The sequence below is a fragment of the Micromonospora sp. NPDC005806 genome (assembly GCF_042871425.1).
Classification (GTDB): Bacteria; Actinomycetota; Actinomycetes; order Mycobacteriales; family Micromonosporaceae; genus Micromonospora.
The window spans coordinates 414-16,379 of the sequence record NZ_JBIAIL010000056.1; the positions used below are offsets into that span (position 1 = coordinate 414).

Here is a 15,966-nt window from a genome sequence, read left to right on the forward strand (position 1 = left end):
GGGGGGGGGGGGGGGGGCCCCCCGCTGGCCTTCTGGGTGGGGTCGCCCCACCGGGGGGCGGGCCGGCCCGGCGGTGGCGGGCCGACGGCCCCCCGCCGGCGGGGGCGGGGCCGGCGCGGCCCGCTTTGCGGGCCGCCTTGATTCTTTAGGGGTCAATTCGGCAGTTATTGAGGGAAGCGTTTGTCCTCCGTCGACTGATGCGCGACATTCATCCGCAACTGATTTGCGACACCTCAACGCCCTGATCCGGCAGGTGAGTGCATTGGCGGCCGCCAAGGTGGTCGACCGAAAGTGGTTGGGCGGGAGGGCGTTCGGGCTGATAGCGTGCGAGAGACTGTGGCACCACGCGAGGAGGTGAGACCCATGAACGCTGTACGCACGTGGGTGCTCCCCTCGTCGTCACGGTCGGGCGATTGACGTACGGATCGCCGGGAGCGCCTCACTCACAAGGCACTCCCGAAAGGCACCAACCTATGCATCCTGTGCGTTTCACCGCGGAGACATCGTCGAACGGTGTCGTCGAACGCGACTTCACTGTGGGCGAGGTCCCCGGCGTGCTCTGGTCGCCCGTATCCGGCCCCGATCACGCGCCCCTGGTGCTGATGGGTCACGGCGGCGGCCTGCACAAGAAGACGCCGGGCCTCCTGGCCCGCGCCCACGACACCGTGACGACCTGGGGTTTCACCGTGGTCGCCATCGACGCGCCCGGACACGGCGACCGCCCGCGCACGGCCGAAGACGAGCAGGCCCGCGCCGACCTCCGGCAGGCTCTGGCGGCAGGCGACACCGAGCGGTTCGAGTCGGTCAGCGTCCGCTACGTCACCTCACTGGCCGAGCGTGCCGTACCGGAATGGCAGGCAACCCTGGACGCCCTGCAGAAACTGCCCGGGATCGGCACCGAGGCGCCGATCGGCTACGGCGGCGGCATATCGTTGGGCACCGCGATCGGAATCCCGCTGACGGCGGTCGAACCCCGGATCACCGCCGCCATCTTCGGTGGCGGCTTCTTCGTGCACCAAGCGCTGATCGAGGCGGCGAGGCGCATCACCGTCCCGATCCAGTTCCTGCTCCCCTTGGACGAAGAGTACGTCGACCGCCAATCCGTTCTCGCGCTGTTCGACGCCTTCGCCTCGAAGGACAAGACGCTGCTCGCCAACCCCGGCACCCACCGCGCCATGCGCTGGGTCGGGATCGACAGGGAGTTCCTGGCCCGGCATCTCGCCCAGGCCGGCGCGTCAGCAGCCTGACCTGACCGGTATCGGCGTCCGCCTCCGCACCGGGCGCCGATACCAACTGTCGCACCATGTGTTTCGTCGGAGCCAGTGGCCGCCTCGGCGGTGATGGGGGCAGGAAGTGTCGTACGGCTTCCCGGACGAAGCATCCGCCCGATCGATGGTTGACCGGATGATGAAAGCCTCTGGCGGCACCTGGCGGGATCTCACGGAGGCAGTCCAGCAGGAGTCCAACCGCCGGCAGCCGCAATAGCCCGCGTGCCGATCGCTGTAGCCTTGGCCCCGATGAGTTGGCTGCCTGAGGACTTCGTCCACCCCGTCTATGTGCCCGTGCCCAACACCGCGCTTCACCTGCGGCCGATCCGGGAGGCGGACGCCGCGCGCGACTACCCCGCCGTGATGGGCTCCCGAGAGCGCCTGTGGGAGATCTTCGGCCCGGCCTGGGCTTGGCCCAAGGAGACGATGACCTATGAAGAGAACCGCATCGACTTGCTGCGGCACGAGAAGGAGATAGCCGCGCACCAATCGTTCAACTACGCGCTGCTGGACCAGGAGGAGACGGCGATCTTCGGCTGCGTCTACATCGACCCGCCCGAGCGCGCCGGCTCCGACGGAGAGGTCTCCTGGTGGGTGGTGGACGACCTCGTAGGCGGCGAGGTGGAGCACGCGTTCGACGCGCTGGTGCCGCAATGGATCGCCGCCGACTGGCCCTTCCAGCAGCCCCGTTATCTGGGCTGCGACATCACCTGGCAGGACTGGCTCGCGCTGCCGCGCGCCTCGTGACACGTGCGAGGCGGTGCCTGGATCGTGTCATGAAGATCGTCTGATCGTTGTGTGGATGTGCCGTTGACGGATGCCCAGTGGGCGTGGATCGAGCCGTTGCTCCCTGACCGGTCACCATGTCGTGGCGGTCGGTGACGTGATCACCGGCAGGTAATCGACGCGATCGCATGAAAGGGCTGTCCGCTTGGTCAACTGGGGTCGATGACACCCGCCCGCAGGTTAACGATCAAGCTATCGCTCGACGGCAGGTGTCAGGCCGAACGTGCACACCGCACCACGGCGGCAGGTCGGCTGCCCACACCCGCCAGCCGCCGGCGCCTCGCCGGGTCTTCTCGGCCATTCGCAGATCAGCGTCACCCTCAACATCTACGCGCACGCGGCCCCGGAGATCGCGCGGGAAACCGCGTCACAGCTGGAGGGGCGCTGTGGTCGGGTGGACGTTTGGCTGCTCGGCCTCGCGACGGCAGGCAGAGAAGGCCCAGGTCATGATCGGAGATCAAGCCGGTGACCTGGGCCTTTCTATGGAGCCGCCTGACGGAATCGAACCGTCGACCTACGCATTACGAGATCAAGTTGGCCACCCCGTACGACCTGCACTCATGAGGGTCTAGCAGCAAGAACGGCTCTCGGCATCTCGCACCGCTCACCGCCGTCCGTCGACCTTCTGCGGACCACTCCCCTGTCGACGCCGCGAAGCTCATGGCAGCTTCGGCAGCACATCCTCATGCGGCCAGACCTCAGCGAGCACCTTGGCCAGGCCGGGGTCAGAACTGTGCGCGCAGTACGGCGTCTGCTCCGGGTCACGCACCTCCAACTCGACTGGGGCAGAGAGCAGGCCCCAAACCGGCAGGGCGTTCGCGAGCCAACCCTGGAGCCGTAGGTCCTGATACTCCGGCTCCGACCACACCGCGGACGCGCGCTGGAGGTCAGCGGGATCGAGGGCGACCCACACCCCGAACGTGGCGCTGAAGCCACCGGTCAGCTGCACGGGGAGCAGTGCCCGCACGAAGGCGCCCACCCCGGGAACCTGCATCATCACCGAAGCGTCCGGGGTCGCATGACTCAGCCAGGCACCTCGTGCCCGGTGCCGCATGCGCGTGTCGAGGACAGGATCAGGCAGCCGGAACCGGGCTTGCCGGTCATGGACATCCGTTGGCTGCCCGCAGCAAGAACACAGCTCGGTGGTGTGCCGCATTCCCTCTGTGGGTCCGGCGTCAACCGGGTCACCGCGCTTGCGGAACCGGTCAAGGAATCTGCCCACAACGTCCCTCCCACCTCTTGTGGGCGCGCAGCGTACCAACCGCAGGGGAGCGAGATCTCCTCGTCGGGCAGTCGCCAGACCTTCCAGCTTCCCCGGACGGGGACAAGGTGGAGCGCCCTACCGGATGAATGACCTTGGCCCCGTCCGGGGAAGCTGGTAGCCCTCGTGGTGCACGTCGAGGAGATCCCCGGCAGATCTCTGAGGGCCGGGGGGTCGGGGCGGAGCCCCGAGGTCTTCAGGGTCCTGGTCGTCCGTCAACGTGGCCGGCCGGCCCGGCCGATGCCGGCCGGAGGTCGCCAGCAGGCCGGGGCCGGGCCGGCGCGGCCCGCTTTGCGGGCTCATCACAGATGAGGGTGTAGTTGAGGTCTGAAGCCGCCGGTCTCGAGCAGGGATCGGGCGATGTAGTTGGTGAGATTGCGGAAGCCGAGGGCGGAACCACGCAGGTGCTCGAGCCTGCCGTTGATGGCCTCCGTCGGTCCGTTGGACGTTCCAGGTCGGTCGAAGTAGGCCAGCACGTCGGCCGCGCGCTTCTTCAGCGTTCGACCGAGTGTGATGACCTCGGTGAGGGGCTTCGGCACGCCGTGGCTGATCGAGTCGATGAGCTTGACCATCAGCTCGCGGCCACGACCCCGGTCCTGCTCGCGGTAGGCCTCGATCATCCGCTGGTAGATCCCCCAGGTGGCCTCGACCTCGACATGGGCATCGTCGGCGAACAGGGCGGCGAGCCGGTCGGTCTGCTTGTCGGTGAGCAGGTCGGCGCCGGTGTGCAGGGTCCGGCGGGCGGAGTAGAGCGGGTCATTCTTCATCCCGCGGTGGCCGTGGATGGCCTGCTGGACCCGGCGGCGACACCGGTCGAGGGCGTCGCCGGCCAAGCGGACCACGTGGAAGGGATCCATCACCGCAACCGCGTCGGGGAGTTCCTCGGCGGTGGCGGTCTTGAAGCCGGTGAACCCGTCCATCGCCACCACCTCCACCCCGTCGCGCCACGTCTGGTCACGGTCGGCGAGCCAGGACTTGAACGCCTGCTTTGAGCGGCCCTCGACCATGTCCAGCAGCCGAGCGGGTCCGGTGCCGTCACGGATGCCGGTCAGGTCGATGATCACGGTGACGTACTTGTCGCCGCGGCGGGTGTGGCGCCACACGTGCTCGTCGACCCCAATCGCGGCCACGCCGTCGAACCGGGTGGCGTCGTTGATCAGCACCCGCTTGCCTTCGGCCAGGACAGCATCGTTGGCGGTGTTCCACGCGACCCCGAGTCCCTCGGCGACCCTCGCGACGGTCAGGTGCTGACACACGATCGCCTCGAGTGCCCACCGCGGCCCGCGACGCGACAGCTTCGCTCGCGGCTCAGCCGCGAGGCTGGTGTCCTGGCGCCACACGTGACCGCAAGCGGTACACCGGTAGCGGCGCACGGTCACCACGAGCATCGTCGGCCGCCAGCCCAGCGGCTCGTGGGCCAGCTCCCGGGTCACGGTGTCGCGCGGTACGCCTTCGCAAGCACAGCGACGGCACCACGGGTCCGGCTCGACGACCCGGCATGCCAGCACCGCACGGTCGGGCCTGAGTCGTTGGCCGGTGACGGCCAGGCCGAGCTCGTCGAGCCGGCAGAACTTGGTCAGGTCAGGGCAGGCAAAGGTAGCGTCAGACAAGTCGAGGTGTGCCAATCTGGAAGACCACGACTTCCGTCCCGAGGCAGCAATGCACAAACGCAGCCGGACGCCCGATCTCGTGTCACCGTCGCAGCGGTCTTCTTCGCGTACCCACTCAGATCGGTCAACGGCGCACCCGATAGCGCAGGTGAAGCACCCGGTTGCCCTGAACAACTACGTCTGGGCCTTCCAGCAGGTGCTGCGCGTCGACGGAGCCGAAGTAACGCTTACCGGACCCGAGCACGACGGGTGCGACGTCCATGCGTACCTCGTCGACCCAACCTGCCGCGAGCGCCTGGCCGCCGACGTCGCCAGCAGCGAACTCGACAGTGCGGTCACCCGCAAGCTCCCGCGCCTTGGCCACGGCCGCCTCGATGCCGTCGACAAAGTGGAACGGCGCCTGGAGGTCCCAGCCCTCGGGCCCACCACGGTGACTCACCACGACCACATGGTCGATCCCACTCGGAGGCGTCCCATCCCAGCCGTCGGTGATGTCGAAGGCGTGACGGCCGGCAATGGTCACCCCGACCTCGTCCCAGTACGGCCGGACGTAGTCGAACGAAGCCTGCGACACCTTCAGAACGCCACTGTCGTCCAACGGCACGTCACCGCTGACCAGCCACTCGAAGATCGGGCCGGGATCGTCGTTCTCAGCCGCGATGAAACCATCCACCGAAACCGACGCGTTCATGACCACTTTCCCCATGGATTCCTCCTCTGTTTGGAGTCCCAAGTCTTGTGCGGCGTGAGCTGTCGCTCTTGTACGAAATCAATCGGCTGGGAGCGGCCAGCCGTCCAGGACGTGGTCGGGATGATCGCGCAGGAATCGCCGCCGGACTTCGGCGTACCGGGTCGGCGTGAGCCCGGTGAACTCCCGGAACTCGCGCACGAAGTGGGCCTGGTCGAAGTAGCCCGCGCCAGCGGCAACGTCTCCCCAGTCGATCGGTGCAGCGACGTCGAGCGCCAACACGGTGGAGCTGAAGCGGTAGCTGCGAGCCAGCCGTTTTGGCGTGACACCGACTACGGCCTTGAACCGCTTCGCCAAGTACGTGCTGCTGGCGCGGGCCGCCACACCGATGTCGCTGATCGGCACTGTCCCGCCTGTCGCCGCGACGGCGCTGCTCATTTGGCGGACCAGGTCAAGACCGTCGATCACCCGCAGCCGTCGCACCAGTTCCTCCTCGAGCAACATCAGCATTTCGTGCGGTGCGTCCGCCAAGGTCAGTCGGTGTCGCAATTCAGCGATAGCGGGCTGGCCCCAGATCTGCTCCACCGTCGCAGGTCGGTCGCACAACTCGGCCGCGGGCATCGGAAGGAACGGTGCCAGGCCCCACGGCCTGAAGTGGACGCCCACGGACCGGGTCGGGGTTGGGTAGCTGAACTCCCACGCACGCGTGGGCGTGGTAACCGCGCAGCCGTCGGCGTACTCCACGGCGTCTACGTCGGTGCCTGCGCGGATGAGAAACGGCGCCCCGAGGTTGACGATGAGCAATGGCGCGGGCGCCGCCGGCAGCATCAACCGGGAGTACGGCGGGGCGCCCTCCAGGTAGTAGAGGTCGTCGATCAGCCCGTCCAGCGGCGTACCGGGCACCCTGGACACATACTCCACGCCGACATTATCGCCGACGGCCCATCCGGCATCACGCGCCGCCGCCAGCATCGAGCCGGCGCCGATCCCTGACGGGCGCCCCAGCGCATTTCGGTCCCCAACTACACCCGACGTTGTGAAGAGCCGCTTTGCGGGCCGCCTTGATCTGATAGAGCGGAATTCGGCAATACGCGTGGCCGGCGCAGTGTCCTCCGTCGACTGATGCGCGACTCTTCTGCCAACTGATCTGCGACACCTCAGCGCGCTGATCGCGGCCAAGATGAGGATGTGGGGCGGAACCCACCCTCATGCAGCGGCCGGGTCGCGCGCATGGATCAGGCCACCGAGACGGCGACCAGGGCGATTGCGGAGCCGGCGAAGACCACCGTGTTGCGGAGGTAGGTCTGGGCGCGCACCCAGCGGGGGAAGGCGTCCTCGGCTGCCCGCAGGAAGGGCGCGACCTCGACGCGGGACAGCTCTGAGTCGCCCTTGCGTCGGAAGGCGGCCTGCACGGACTTCACCGCGGTGAGGTTGCTGTAGACGATCGCCACGTTCATCAGCACGACCAGCGAGGAGAAGATCCAGGTCAGGATCTGCGCTAGGTCGGCGCCAGCGAAGTTCAGTGCGGCGATGGCGATCATCACGGCGGCGACAGTAGCCGGGGCTGCAGTCTCATGGCCGCCGGCGTCGAACCGGAGCTGGTTCTCCTCCAACACCTCTGGACGGACGTTCTGGCGGCGGAGCTCGGCGACCGCGGCTGCCCTCGCGGCAGGGCCGTAGCGGTGGCGGACCACCGGGATGCTGACGAACGCGGCGGCAACGAGCAGCTGCATGACGGCGGCGAGGGTGTTCACGTGACTCTCCTTCGACTTGAACTTAGTGCAAGTGGTGGATGGAGGAGACACTAGGCGCTGACTTGAACAATGTGCAAGACCGTTCTTGAACTTTGTGCAAGAAGCTGCGTACCGTGGCGACATGCCGCGCGACGCCCTCACCCGTGACCAGATCGTCCGCACCGCCATCGAGCTCTTGGACGCCGAGGGCCTCGAGGGCCTGAACATGCGCGCCCTGGGCAACCGGCTCAACTCCGCCGCCACGGCCGTGTACTGGCACGTCAAGAACAAAAACAACCTCGTCCTGCTCGCCACCGACCGGGTCTGGAGCGACCTCACCCTGCCCGACCCCGCCGTCAACGACTGGCGCACCGCAGCCACCACCATGGCCATCGACCTGCACGCGATGTTCACCCGGCACCCCTGGCTGGTGCAGGTCCTCGCAGCCCACGTCGTCTACGGAGAAGGAAAGGCCCGCCACGACGACCACAGCCTCGCCGTCTACGAGGCCGCCGGCTTCACCAGCGACCAGGCCGACCAGGCCACCGCCGCCGTCTTCACCTACGTCCTCGGCAACGCCGCCGGCACCGCCGCCAACGCCTCCCTCAACCGGAGACTCAACGAAGACCCCGCCGCAGAAGCGCAGCTCCAGGACGCCATGAACAAGGCCCGAGAGATCGCCATGCGCTACCCACGCCTACGCGCCCGCCTCGAAACACCAGCGGCGGCAGCCTACGCCGCCTCATCCGACAAGACCTTCGAAACCGGCCTGGGCGCCCTCCTCGACGGGCTGGAACAACAACTCACCCTATAGCGGCTGTCGTTGCCGTGACGGCACAGCGTGGCCGGTGCAGCGGAGGTGCCTAGCTTTGGAGCTCCTGGGCGGCGCGGACGATCAGTCGGCGGGCGTCTTCGCCGGTGACGGCTTCCTGCCAGAGTCGTTCGATGGCCCTGGTGTAGGAGGCTGCTTCGTCGTCGCGGTAGGTAGTCTCGCCGACGAAGGTCTCCACGATGGCGACATCGTCGTACATCTGGAAGGAGTTCTGCGGGGTGGTGGCGAGCGGGACGCCGAGCGGCAGGATGCCGAACCGGATGTTCGGAACGCCGACGACGGTTTGCAGCCGGTCAAGCTGACCGCGCATGACCTCGGGCGAGGTGAGCAGCCACCGCAACACGGGCTCGGCGAGCAGGAACTCGAACCGCTTGGTGGTGTCGTAGAGGAGCTGCCTCGGTGTCGATGACGCTGGACGTGTACGCGGGCCTGTTCGGTGACGACCTGGACGCGGTCGCCACCCGGCTGGACGAGGCGGTCGCAGCGCGGCATGCGGACTATTTGCGGACTGGCACCGTCGGCGGCGACGTTGTCGACCTCGGGAAACGGCGAAGCCCAGGTCGGTGATCTGGGCTTCTGTACCGAGCCGCCTGACGGAATCGAACCGTCGACCTACGCATTACGAGTCGGTAGCCACGCGCTCGTCCAGCGCCCGCTCCTCCTACTCGCTTTGGTGCCCCGGTCCGCGATTGTCCGCCACTGCTCGCGGGTTTGGCTGCTCGCTTGGCTGCTCGGCAAGCCGGAGGCCTGCCAGTGGTGTAGTCGGAAGACGCGAGCCAGTCAGCTCAGGAACGACCGACCTATCCAGGCTCGTGGTTCTATTACCACCCATCGCCGTCACCCTGATATCGGGAGGAGACACCGTGACCGAGAAGGCTCTTCCCACGCTGATCGTGATCCGCGGAAACTCGGGCAGCGGCAAGACGACCACAGCCCGCGAGGTCCGCCGCCGCTACGGACGCGGCTGCTCCCTCCTCGAACTTTCCCACCGGCCTCTTTGTGTACGTGCCGTCCGGCGTTAGCCGCTTGCCGCGTTGTGCTTCTCAACCAGGCTCGGAAGTTCGTCCAGCGAATCGATGCGGAACAGGCACTGCTCAGACACGGCTGGCATGTCGAGGATGTGACCCCACGGACCGCGCCGGATCAGGCACGTCTTCATACCCGCCTCCTTGGCCGGGCGTACATCGTTGTCGGGCCGATCGCCGACGTACAGGATCGAAGACGCATCGCCACCGCCTTCACGAATGACGTGCTCGAAAAAGGCCGGTGACGGCTTCGCCACGCCCCAACCGTCCGACGTGCCGATCACATCCACAGACAGGTCGAGAGCACGGAGGATCGCCTCAGCATGAGCTGGCTGGTTGCCGGCCAAGCCCACAAACAGGCCCTGATCCTTCAAGGAGGTCAGGCACGATCGCGCGTCGGGGTAGAGATCCTCTTCGCCGAACGACTCAGGTTGGCCAGCGGCTGCTCGGCGTTCGAGCTCGGCTGCGAGATCGAAACCGGGCCGGAAGACCCGGAACGGCTCCTGCCAGTCCAGACCCCGGGCGATCGCCGCACCGAAGACCGCCGAAAACGTATGCCGTGGAACGCCGAACCAGTCCGCCCAGGTCTCGAACTCGCGGGACTCGTCGAGAATCGTCCCGCCGACATCAAAAAAGATCGCGTCGATCACTTGCGTTCCCCCGTCACGGTCGCAGTGCCACTGGATCATAGACGAGGATCGCCGGGACCTTCCTCATGATCATCATGGGTGATGGGCGCCTAGCTGTACTGCCCAGGGAGGTTGGTCAACGCGCCGGGACGGTGCCCGTCGATCAGCAGCATGACGAGCATCAGGATGATCACGACGCCCAGGTGCAGGGCGGAGTTGACGCTTGCGCCGATGGGGGTGCTGGCCAGGACGAGCGCGGCCGTGGCAAGGCGGCTGGTGGTCCGCCCGACGCCGACGGAGTGGCGGAGGTCGGCGATGGCGGCGAGGAAGAGGGTCACGCCTGCGGTGAGGGCGAGCGCGGCGGGCCATCCGGCGGGGGTGTCGGAGTGGGCGACCACCGCGTGCAGGCCGGTGGCGGTGGCGATGATGCCGAGAAGCAGCACGAAGTGGGTGAGGTTGTAGACGCGGGCGGACAGGCGGGTTCGGGTGGCGTCGTCGGCCTGTTCGAGGGCGGCTTCGCCGGCTGCGGTGTCGGTGAAGTAGGTCCACCAGAGGGTGGCGGGGAGGGCGAGGGCCATCACGACGGCGCCGGCGACACCGGGGTTGAGGTGGTCCACCCGGGCGCCCATGCCGATGGCGACGACGGTTTCACCGAGGGCCACGATGACCAGCAGGCCGTGCCGTTCGACGAAGTGGGCGGGGCGGACGTGGAGGCTCGCGGCGGCGCCGACCCAGGAGTGGCCGGGCAGCAGGAAGGGCAGGACGCTCTGGGTGAAGATGGCGGCGACCCAGAGGACGGGCACGGCGGGTCCGGTGAGTAGGCCAGCGATGATCACGAGGGCGGCGCCGCCGAGGTTGTAGGGTGCGAACCGGCGGACGGCGGGCCGGTGGGTGCTGCGGCTGAACAGGCCGACGTGGACGGTGACCACGATCAGGTAGCCGACGCCGAAGAGCAGGCCGCTGCCGGTGAAGGCGTCGGGGATGGCGACGGCGGTGAGCAGGAAGCCGGCCATGCCGCCGAAGAGGAGGAGTTTGCGGACGGGGCGGCGGGGTGGGACGTGGTTGGTGAGCCAGACGTAGCCGCTGTAGAGGTACCAGAGCAGGCCGAGGATCAGGACGGTCTGGCCGACGCCGGCCCAGTTGAGGTCGTGCTCGAGCAAGCCGGCGAGTTGGATGACGGTGAGAACGAAGACGACGTCGAAGAAGATTTCGACGGGGGTGGCGCGGCCGGCGACGTCGGTGTCGGCGTTCTGGTCGTGGGGCTCGCTCGGCATGGCGTGACGTTAGCGGGTGGCGGCGGCCGTCCGAGGGCGTACAGGACGATCACCCCAGGTCGCGGGGGCGACGCCGGGGGTGGCCGGGAGGAACGGGCGGTTCAGTCGTTGCGGTGGCGGCCCACCAGGCCTGGTCGGTCTCGGAAAGGGTGTCGATCGGGTCGTGGTAGGCGTACGAGCCTGAACGGGCTGACTTCATCCACAGCCTGCCTAGCCCGCTGGGGCTTGGATGGTGAGTCGTAGCGCTGGACGCGGTCGCCACCCGGCTGGACGAGGCGGTCGCGGCGCGCGACGAGGACCATCTGAGGACTGGCACCGTGGCCGGCGACGTGATCGACCTCGGGAAACGGCGAAGCCCAGGTCGGTGACCTGGGCTTCTGTACCGAGCCGCCTGACGGAATCGAACCGTCGACCTACGCATTACGAGTGCGTCGCTCTAGCCGACTGAGCTAAGGCGGCAACGATCGTCAAGTGTACGGCACACCGCAGCAACCGCCGAACCGGATCCCCCACCCCTGGATCCGGACATCGAGGAAGATTCGATACGTTCACGGGAGAGCATTCGCGACCGGGCACGACTAACCTGCGGCAGGTGAGCGACGATCACGTTCCGCCGCAGCCGTCGATCCCCGAGGCGCATCCCGGCGAGCGGGCCACCCGCCGGCCGCGCAGTCTCGATCCGCTGGAGCTGGGGTTCACCCCGCGCAAGCCGGTCCCCTGGCTGGCGCCACTGCTGTTGATCAGCACCGGTCTGCGTACGCTGCTGGCGATGCTGTTCGGGGCGTACCTGGACAAGCGGGAGCTGCAGAACGCGTTCGGCGACGGCACGTTCCGCCAGGTGGGGCCGGACGGCGGGCTGTGGCTGGACTACGTGGCGGACCTGGGCGACGGCTTCGACGCCACGTACTCGGTCGCGTACCTGCTCGCACAGCCGGAGCTGGAGGTCGACGGGCACCGGCTGCCCCGGGCGCAGACCCTGGTGATGGGGGGCGACCAGGTCTACCCGTCGGCGGCCTACGAGGCGTACGAGGACCGGTGCAAGGGGCCGTACCAGGCCGCCCTGCCGCTGTCGCCGCCGGAGCGACCGACGCTCTTCGCGGTGCCCGGCAACCACGACTGGTACGACGGCCTGACAGCGTTCCTGCGGCTCTTCGTCCGCTCCCGGGACCGGCACTTCGCCGGCTGGGGAACCGGGCAGTCCCGGTCGTACTTCGCGGTGGAACTGCCCGCCGACTGGTGGCTGCTCGGCCTCGACGACCAGTCCGGGTCATACCTGGACGACCCGCAGCTCACCTACTTCGACGAGGTCGCGCGGAAGCTCAGCCCGCGCTCGCGGGTGATCCTGGCGGTGCCGGCGCCCACCTGGGTCAAGGCCGCGGACCATCCCACGGCGTACGACTCGATCGACTACTTCATCCGTACGATCATCGCCCCGACCGGAGCGCAGGTGCGGCTACTGGTCTCCGGCGACCTCCACCACTACGCCCGCTACACCGGCCCGGAGCGGCAGCTCATCACCTGCGGTGGCGGGGGCGCCTACCTCTACCCGACGCACGAGTTGCCGGAGAAGCTGGAGGTGCCGCCCCGCGACACGCTCGCCCGCCGCGCCAGCCGCACCCGGGAGTACGACCTGGCCGCCCGCTACCCGGACAAGGCGCGCTCGCGCCGCTACGGCTGGGGCATTTTCGCCCGGCTGCCGTTCCGGAACCCGGGCTTCACCACCCTGCTCGGCACCCTGCACACGCTGCTGATGCTGGCCATGGCCGGGGTGGCGGCGAACAACATCGGCACGACCGAGCAGCGGCTGTTCAGCCTCCCGCTGGTGATCATGCTGGTGGTGACCATGCTGAGCGCCGCCTTCTTCGCCAAGCCGCCCAGTGCCGGCGGGAAGCGGCACGCCCGGCACTGGATCCTCGGCGTCACCCACGGGCTCGCGCACGTGGCGCTGGCCGCCGCCGGCACCTGGCTCTGGCTGCAGCTGCCCTTCTACGACTGGCCCTGGCCGCTGCCCGTGGTCGCGGCGGCGGTGCTGTACGGGCCGGTGAGCGGCCTGGTCGCCAGCCAGTTGGTGGCGCTCTACCTGCTGGTGGCGGGCTCGTTCGGGGTGAACGTCAACGAGCTCTTCGCCGGCCAGGGCATCGAGGACTCCAAGGCGTTCCTCCGGTTCCGGATCGACCCCGACGGCACGCTGACGATCTACCCGATCGCCCTGGACAAGGTCTCGCACGCCTGGCAGCTCAACCCCGACCAGTCCCCCGCCGCCTCCTGGCTGACGCCCAGGGCCCCCCTGGCCCCCCGCCTGGCCGAACCCCCGATCGTCCTCCGCTGACTCCGCAAGAGTCAGGCTGAGTAGTGCTGGTCGTGAGCCTGGCGGGGGGCACAGACGGCGGCGCGGCTGCAGGAGCAGCGGGAGCCGTCGGCGTCGAGGCGCACGGTGACCGAGTCCCTGGGGACGCTGTGGCCGACGACCTTGCCGTCACCCTCGGGGGTCGAGACCCGGCTACCGATCGCCGGGGCGGACTCCTGGAACCTGGCGTACAGCGGATGCTCGTACTTCAGGCAGCACATCAGGCGGCCGCACGCGCCGGAGATGCGCAGCGGGTTCAGCGGAAGGTCCTGGTCCTTCGCCATCCGGATGGTCACCGGCTCGAAGTCGTTGAGGAAGGTGGCGCAGCACAGGTCCCGGCCGCAGGAGCCGATGCCGCCCTGCACCCGCGCCGAGTCGCGGGCGGAGAGCTGCCGCAGCTCGACCCGGCAGTGCAGCGTCGCCCCCAGGTCGCGGACCAGGGAGCGGAAGTCCACCCGGTGCGGCGCGGTGAAGTAGATGGTGGTCCGGTCGCTACCGGTCTCCGGCATGCCGAGGACGTGGTCGACGGCCACCACCTTCATCGGCAGCCCGTGCTCGCGGATCAGCCGCTTGGCGGCGACCTTGGCGTCCGCCTTGCGCCGGCGCAGCAGCTCGTCGCGGCGTAGGTCCTCCTCCTCGGCCAGCCCGGCCAGTTTGGGAAAGCTGGCGGTGTCCTCGGTGACCCACTGCGCGGCCCAGACACACTCGGCCACCTCGGGCCCCTCGTCGGTGGGCACCAACACCTTGTCGCCCACCTGCGGGCGCAGCTCCCCCGGGTCGAGGTAGAAGAGGCGCCCGTACCGGTTGAAACTGACCGCACAGAGCATGCCCATGACCCCACCCTACGACCTCAGACCGGCTCCGGCCGGGCCGGCGGTCGTCGTACGGTCACCCGGAGCAGCGATCCACGACCGCCGACTCGACCGAACCTTCCCACCCATCGTGCCGTTGATCCTCGCCCGGACGGCTGAAACCTGGACCAGCCGGAGGACAAACGGTGGCCGGCCGCGTTGAGTGGATACAGACCTGCGGGGGGTGCAGGGGAAGGCCACGGCGTCGCCGCCGAGCCCGGCCACGGCCGGTTCGGCGTGCGACGCCGTGGACCGTTTTCGGGCCGGTAACCGACCTCAGTGACCGATCCGGGTGGCGTCCCCGTGGTGTGGCACCCCGGCCACCCGGTCCCGCCAGGTCGTCTCCGCCAGGCTCGGCGCCCACTGCTGCAGCAGCGTCTCCGCCCCGTCGTAGGCCACGCCGAGCACGCCCAGCACCCGGGTCGCGATCTCGGCCGCCGCGAGCGCCCCGGACCGGTCGCCCTCGGCGCCCGCGCGTGCGGCCGATTGCACGGTGACCGCCTCGGCCGAGCGGAGCACCTCGGCCAGCGCCCGGGCCAGGGCGAGCCGGCTGCCCTCCACCCAGTCGGCCAGCGCGTCGGCGTAGCCGGCGGTCGACTCCAGCCGCCCGACCAGGCTCTCCGGCCCCTCGTCGAGGTGCCGCAGCAGCGCGTTGCGGGCCTCGTCGTACGCGGCGGCGGCCGACCCGGACCAGGCGACCGGATCGGCGAGCGTGGCGCAGGTGTCGTCGTATCCCGGGACGAGCTGGCGCACGGCGTGGCCGGCGCCGGCCAGCGGCGCCGGATGCAGGTCGAGGAACTCGCCCACGGCCTCGCCGGGCAGCACCTGCATGCGGCGCAGCAGCGGCCACAGCCGGTGCCCCTCGGGCGCGCCGGCGGCGAGCAGCGTGTCGACCCGGGCGAGCAGGTCGAGACCGGGCTCGGCGAGGCGGTCCAGGGCGTCCATCACGCCTCCCGGAGCAGCCGCCGCCCGGCGGACTCGTCGGTCGCCGCGTACCGGTCGGCGGCGCTGCTCAGGGCGGCCGCGGCGGCGGACAGCCGGGCTGCGGCGGCGCCGGCCTCGCGGGCCCGGTCGCCGGTGGCGGTGGTCCACTGCCGGTGCAGCGCCCGGCCGATCTCGCCGGGCCGGCCGGCGGCGTGGGCGCCGAACGCGGGATGGGCCGGGTCGGTGGCGGTCACCGTGCGGGACAGGGTGGCGAGGGTGGCGCTGGCCTCGTCGAGGCGGGCGGCCAGGGCGCGCAGGCTCTCCATGTCAGGCTCCCGCCAGCGGCCGGTACGCCGCGAAGGTCTCGTCGTGCAGCTTCGCCCGGGCCCACTGGGCGGCGTCGGCGGCGGCGGTGACCGCGGCCTGCACCGAACCGGCGACGTCCCGTGGGTTGCGCTGGTGCAGCGGTCCGAGGAAGCGGACGTCGGTGATCCGGCCGCCGGCCGTCACCACGACCTCCACCAGACCGTCCGGCGAGCGGACGGTGACCTCGACCGTCGCCACTGCCTGGTCGAACTCGGCCTGCAGGGTCTCGATGCGCCGGTAGCGCCGCACCGCCTCCTCGATCCAGGCCTCGTCGATCTCCCCCGGCATCGGCGGACTCCTCCCGGCTGACCCATGACTGAGCGTGCCGCCACCGTCACCACGGCACACCGGACCGTACCGCACCTCAATCGC

General features: G+C 69.2%; 17 protein-coding genes, 1 tRNA gene and 1 pseudogene. 6 read left to right on the plus strand and 13 right to left on the minus strand.

All coding sequences use genetic code 11. The features are described from left to right. The first annotated feature begins 380 nt into the window (after positions 1-380). Positions 381-1,247: an alpha/beta hydrolase gene (locus ACFYOS_RS33155; RefSeq protein WP_387150233.1), complete on the plus strand. Its 867-nt coding sequence runs from the start codon at positions 381-383 to the stop codon at positions 1,245-1,247. A 270-nt stretch (positions 1,248-1,517) separates the two neighbouring features. Beyond that, entirely contained in the window at positions 1,518-2,015 is a 498-nt protein-coding gene (locus ACFYOS_RS33160; protein ID WP_387150236.1) for a GNAT family N-acetyltransferase, read from the plus strand. Positions 2,016-2,712: 697 nt separating this feature from the next. On the opposite strand, the gene ACFYOS_RS33165 is transcribed toward ACFYOS_RS33160, so the two are convergent. The 5 genes from ACFYOS_RS33165 to ACFYOS_RS33185 all read right to left on the minus strand — a co-directional run bounded on the left by ACFYOS_RS33165 (position 2,713) and on the right by ACFYOS_RS33185 (position 7,367). Further along, the gene (locus ACFYOS_RS33165) at positions 2,713-3,210 is read right to left on the minus strand and encodes a DUF2199 domain-containing protein (protein ID WP_387150238.1); all 498 of its coding nucleotides are present in this window, start codon (positions 3,208-3,210) and stop codon (positions 2,713-2,715) included. A 407-nt stretch (positions 3,211-3,617) separates the two neighbouring features. Next, positions 3,618-4,925, minus strand: a complete 1,308-nt coding sequence (locus ACFYOS_RS33170) for an ISL3 family transposase (protein WP_387150241.1) — start codon at positions 4,923-4,925, stop codon at positions 3,618-3,620. A 124-nt stretch (positions 4,926-5,049) separates the two neighbouring features. Then, positions 5,050-5,631, minus strand: a complete 582-nt coding sequence (locus ACFYOS_RS33175) for a dihydrofolate reductase family protein (RefSeq protein WP_387150243.1) — start codon at positions 5,629-5,631, stop codon at positions 5,050-5,052. Between the two features lie 63 nt (positions 5,632-5,694). After that, positions 5,695-6,534, minus strand: coding sequence for a helix-turn-helix domain-containing protein (locus ACFYOS_RS33180; RefSeq protein WP_387150246.1), 840 nt, complete (start codon positions 6,532-6,534; stop codon positions 5,695-5,697). Between the two features lie 314 nt (positions 6,535-6,848). After that, positions 6,849-7,367 carry a hypothetical protein gene (locus ACFYOS_RS33185; RefSeq protein WP_387150249.1) on the minus strand — a complete coding sequence of 173 codons (519 nt, stop codon included), beginning with the start codon at positions 7,365-7,367 and terminating at the stop codon, positions 6,849-6,851. 121 nt (positions 7,368-7,488) lie between these two features. Here ACFYOS_RS33185 and ACFYOS_RS33190 point away from each other — a divergent pair, with 121 nt between their 5' ends. Further along, positions 7,489-8,160 carry a TetR/AcrR family transcriptional regulator gene (locus tag ACFYOS_RS33190; protein WP_387150251.1) on the plus strand — a complete coding sequence of 224 codons (672 nt, stop codon included), beginning with the start codon at positions 7,489-7,491 and terminating at the stop codon, positions 8,158-8,160. Positions 8,161-8,209: 49 nt separating this feature from the next. Here ACFYOS_RS33190 and ACFYOS_RS33195 read toward each other — a convergent pair whose 3' ends face one another. Then, complete coding sequence (locus ACFYOS_RS33195) at positions 8,210-8,521, minus strand: Scr1 family TA system antitoxin-like transcriptional regulator (RefSeq protein WP_387150254.1); 312 nt, start codon at positions 8,519-8,521, stop codon at positions 8,210-8,212. 56 nt (positions 8,522-8,577) lie between these two features. Here ACFYOS_RS33195 and ACFYOS_RS33200 point away from each other — a divergent pair, with 56 nt between their 5' ends. Both ACFYOS_RS33200 and ACFYOS_RS33205 read left to right on the plus strand, forming a co-directional pair. Next, a complete protein-coding gene (locus ACFYOS_RS33200) occupies positions 8,578-8,745 on the plus strand; it encodes a hypothetical protein (RefSeq protein WP_387150256.1) in 168 nt (55 codons plus the stop codon). A 296-nt stretch (positions 8,746-9,041) separates the two neighbouring features. Further along, positions 9,042-9,158: pseudogene (locus ACFYOS_RS33205) on the plus strand (kinase); the annotation flags it as partial. 38 nt (positions 9,159-9,196) lie between these two features. On the opposite strand, the gene ACFYOS_RS33210 reads toward ACFYOS_RS33205, so the two are convergent. The 3 genes from ACFYOS_RS33210 to ACFYOS_RS33220 all read right to left on the minus strand — a co-directional run bounded on the left by ACFYOS_RS33210 (position 9,197) and on the right by ACFYOS_RS33220 (position 11,565). After that, entirely contained in the window at positions 9,197-9,853 is a 657-nt protein-coding gene (locus ACFYOS_RS33210; RefSeq protein WP_387150260.1) for an HAD family hydrolase, read from the minus strand. 89 nt (positions 9,854-9,942) lie between these two features. Beyond that, positions 9,943-11,106, minus strand: a complete 1,164-nt coding sequence (locus ACFYOS_RS33215) for a low temperature requirement protein A (RefSeq protein ID WP_387150263.1) — start codon at positions 11,104-11,106, stop codon at positions 9,943-9,945. Between the two features lie 385 nt (positions 11,107-11,491). After that, a tRNA-Thr gene (locus ACFYOS_RS33220) sits at positions 11,492-11,565 on the minus strand. Between the two features lie 133 nt (positions 11,566-11,698). On the opposite strand from ACFYOS_RS33220, the gene ACFYOS_RS33225 reads away from it, so the two are divergent. Further along, positions 11,699-13,435, plus strand: coding sequence for a metallophosphoesterase family protein (locus ACFYOS_RS33225; protein ID WP_387150266.1), 1,737 nt, complete (start codon positions 11,699-11,701; stop codon positions 13,433-13,435). Between the two features lie 11 nt (positions 13,436-13,446). Here the strand turns inward: ACFYOS_RS33225 and ACFYOS_RS33230 are convergent, their stop codons facing one another. The 4 genes from ACFYOS_RS33230 to ACFYOS_RS33245 form a co-directional block, all read right to left on the minus strand. After that, on the minus strand, positions 13,447-14,286 hold the full coding sequence (locus ACFYOS_RS33230) for a stage 0 sporulation family protein (RefSeq protein ID WP_387150269.1): 840 nt from the start codon (positions 14,284-14,286) through the stop codon (positions 13,447-13,449). Positions 14,287-14,580: 294 nt separating this feature from the next. Further along, the gene (locus ACFYOS_RS33235; RefSeq protein ID WP_387150272.1) at positions 14,581-15,249 is read right to left on the minus strand and encodes a hypothetical protein; all 669 of its coding nucleotides are present in this window, start codon (positions 15,247-15,249) and stop codon (positions 14,581-14,583) included. Further along, positions 15,249-15,554 carry a hypothetical protein gene (locus ACFYOS_RS33240; RefSeq protein WP_387150275.1) on the minus strand — a complete coding sequence of 102 codons (306 nt, stop codon included), beginning with the start codon at positions 15,552-15,554 and terminating at the stop codon, positions 15,249-15,251. The genes ACFYOS_RS33235 and ACFYOS_RS33240 overlap by 1 nt, the downstream gene beginning before the upstream one ends. A 1-nt stretch (position 15,555) precedes the next feature. Next, positions 15,556-15,882, minus strand: coding sequence for a YbaB/EbfC family nucleoid-associated protein (locus tag ACFYOS_RS33245; RefSeq protein WP_387150277.1), 327 nt, complete (start codon positions 15,880-15,882; stop codon positions 15,556-15,558). Between the last annotated feature and the right edge of the window lie 84 nt (positions 15,883-15,966).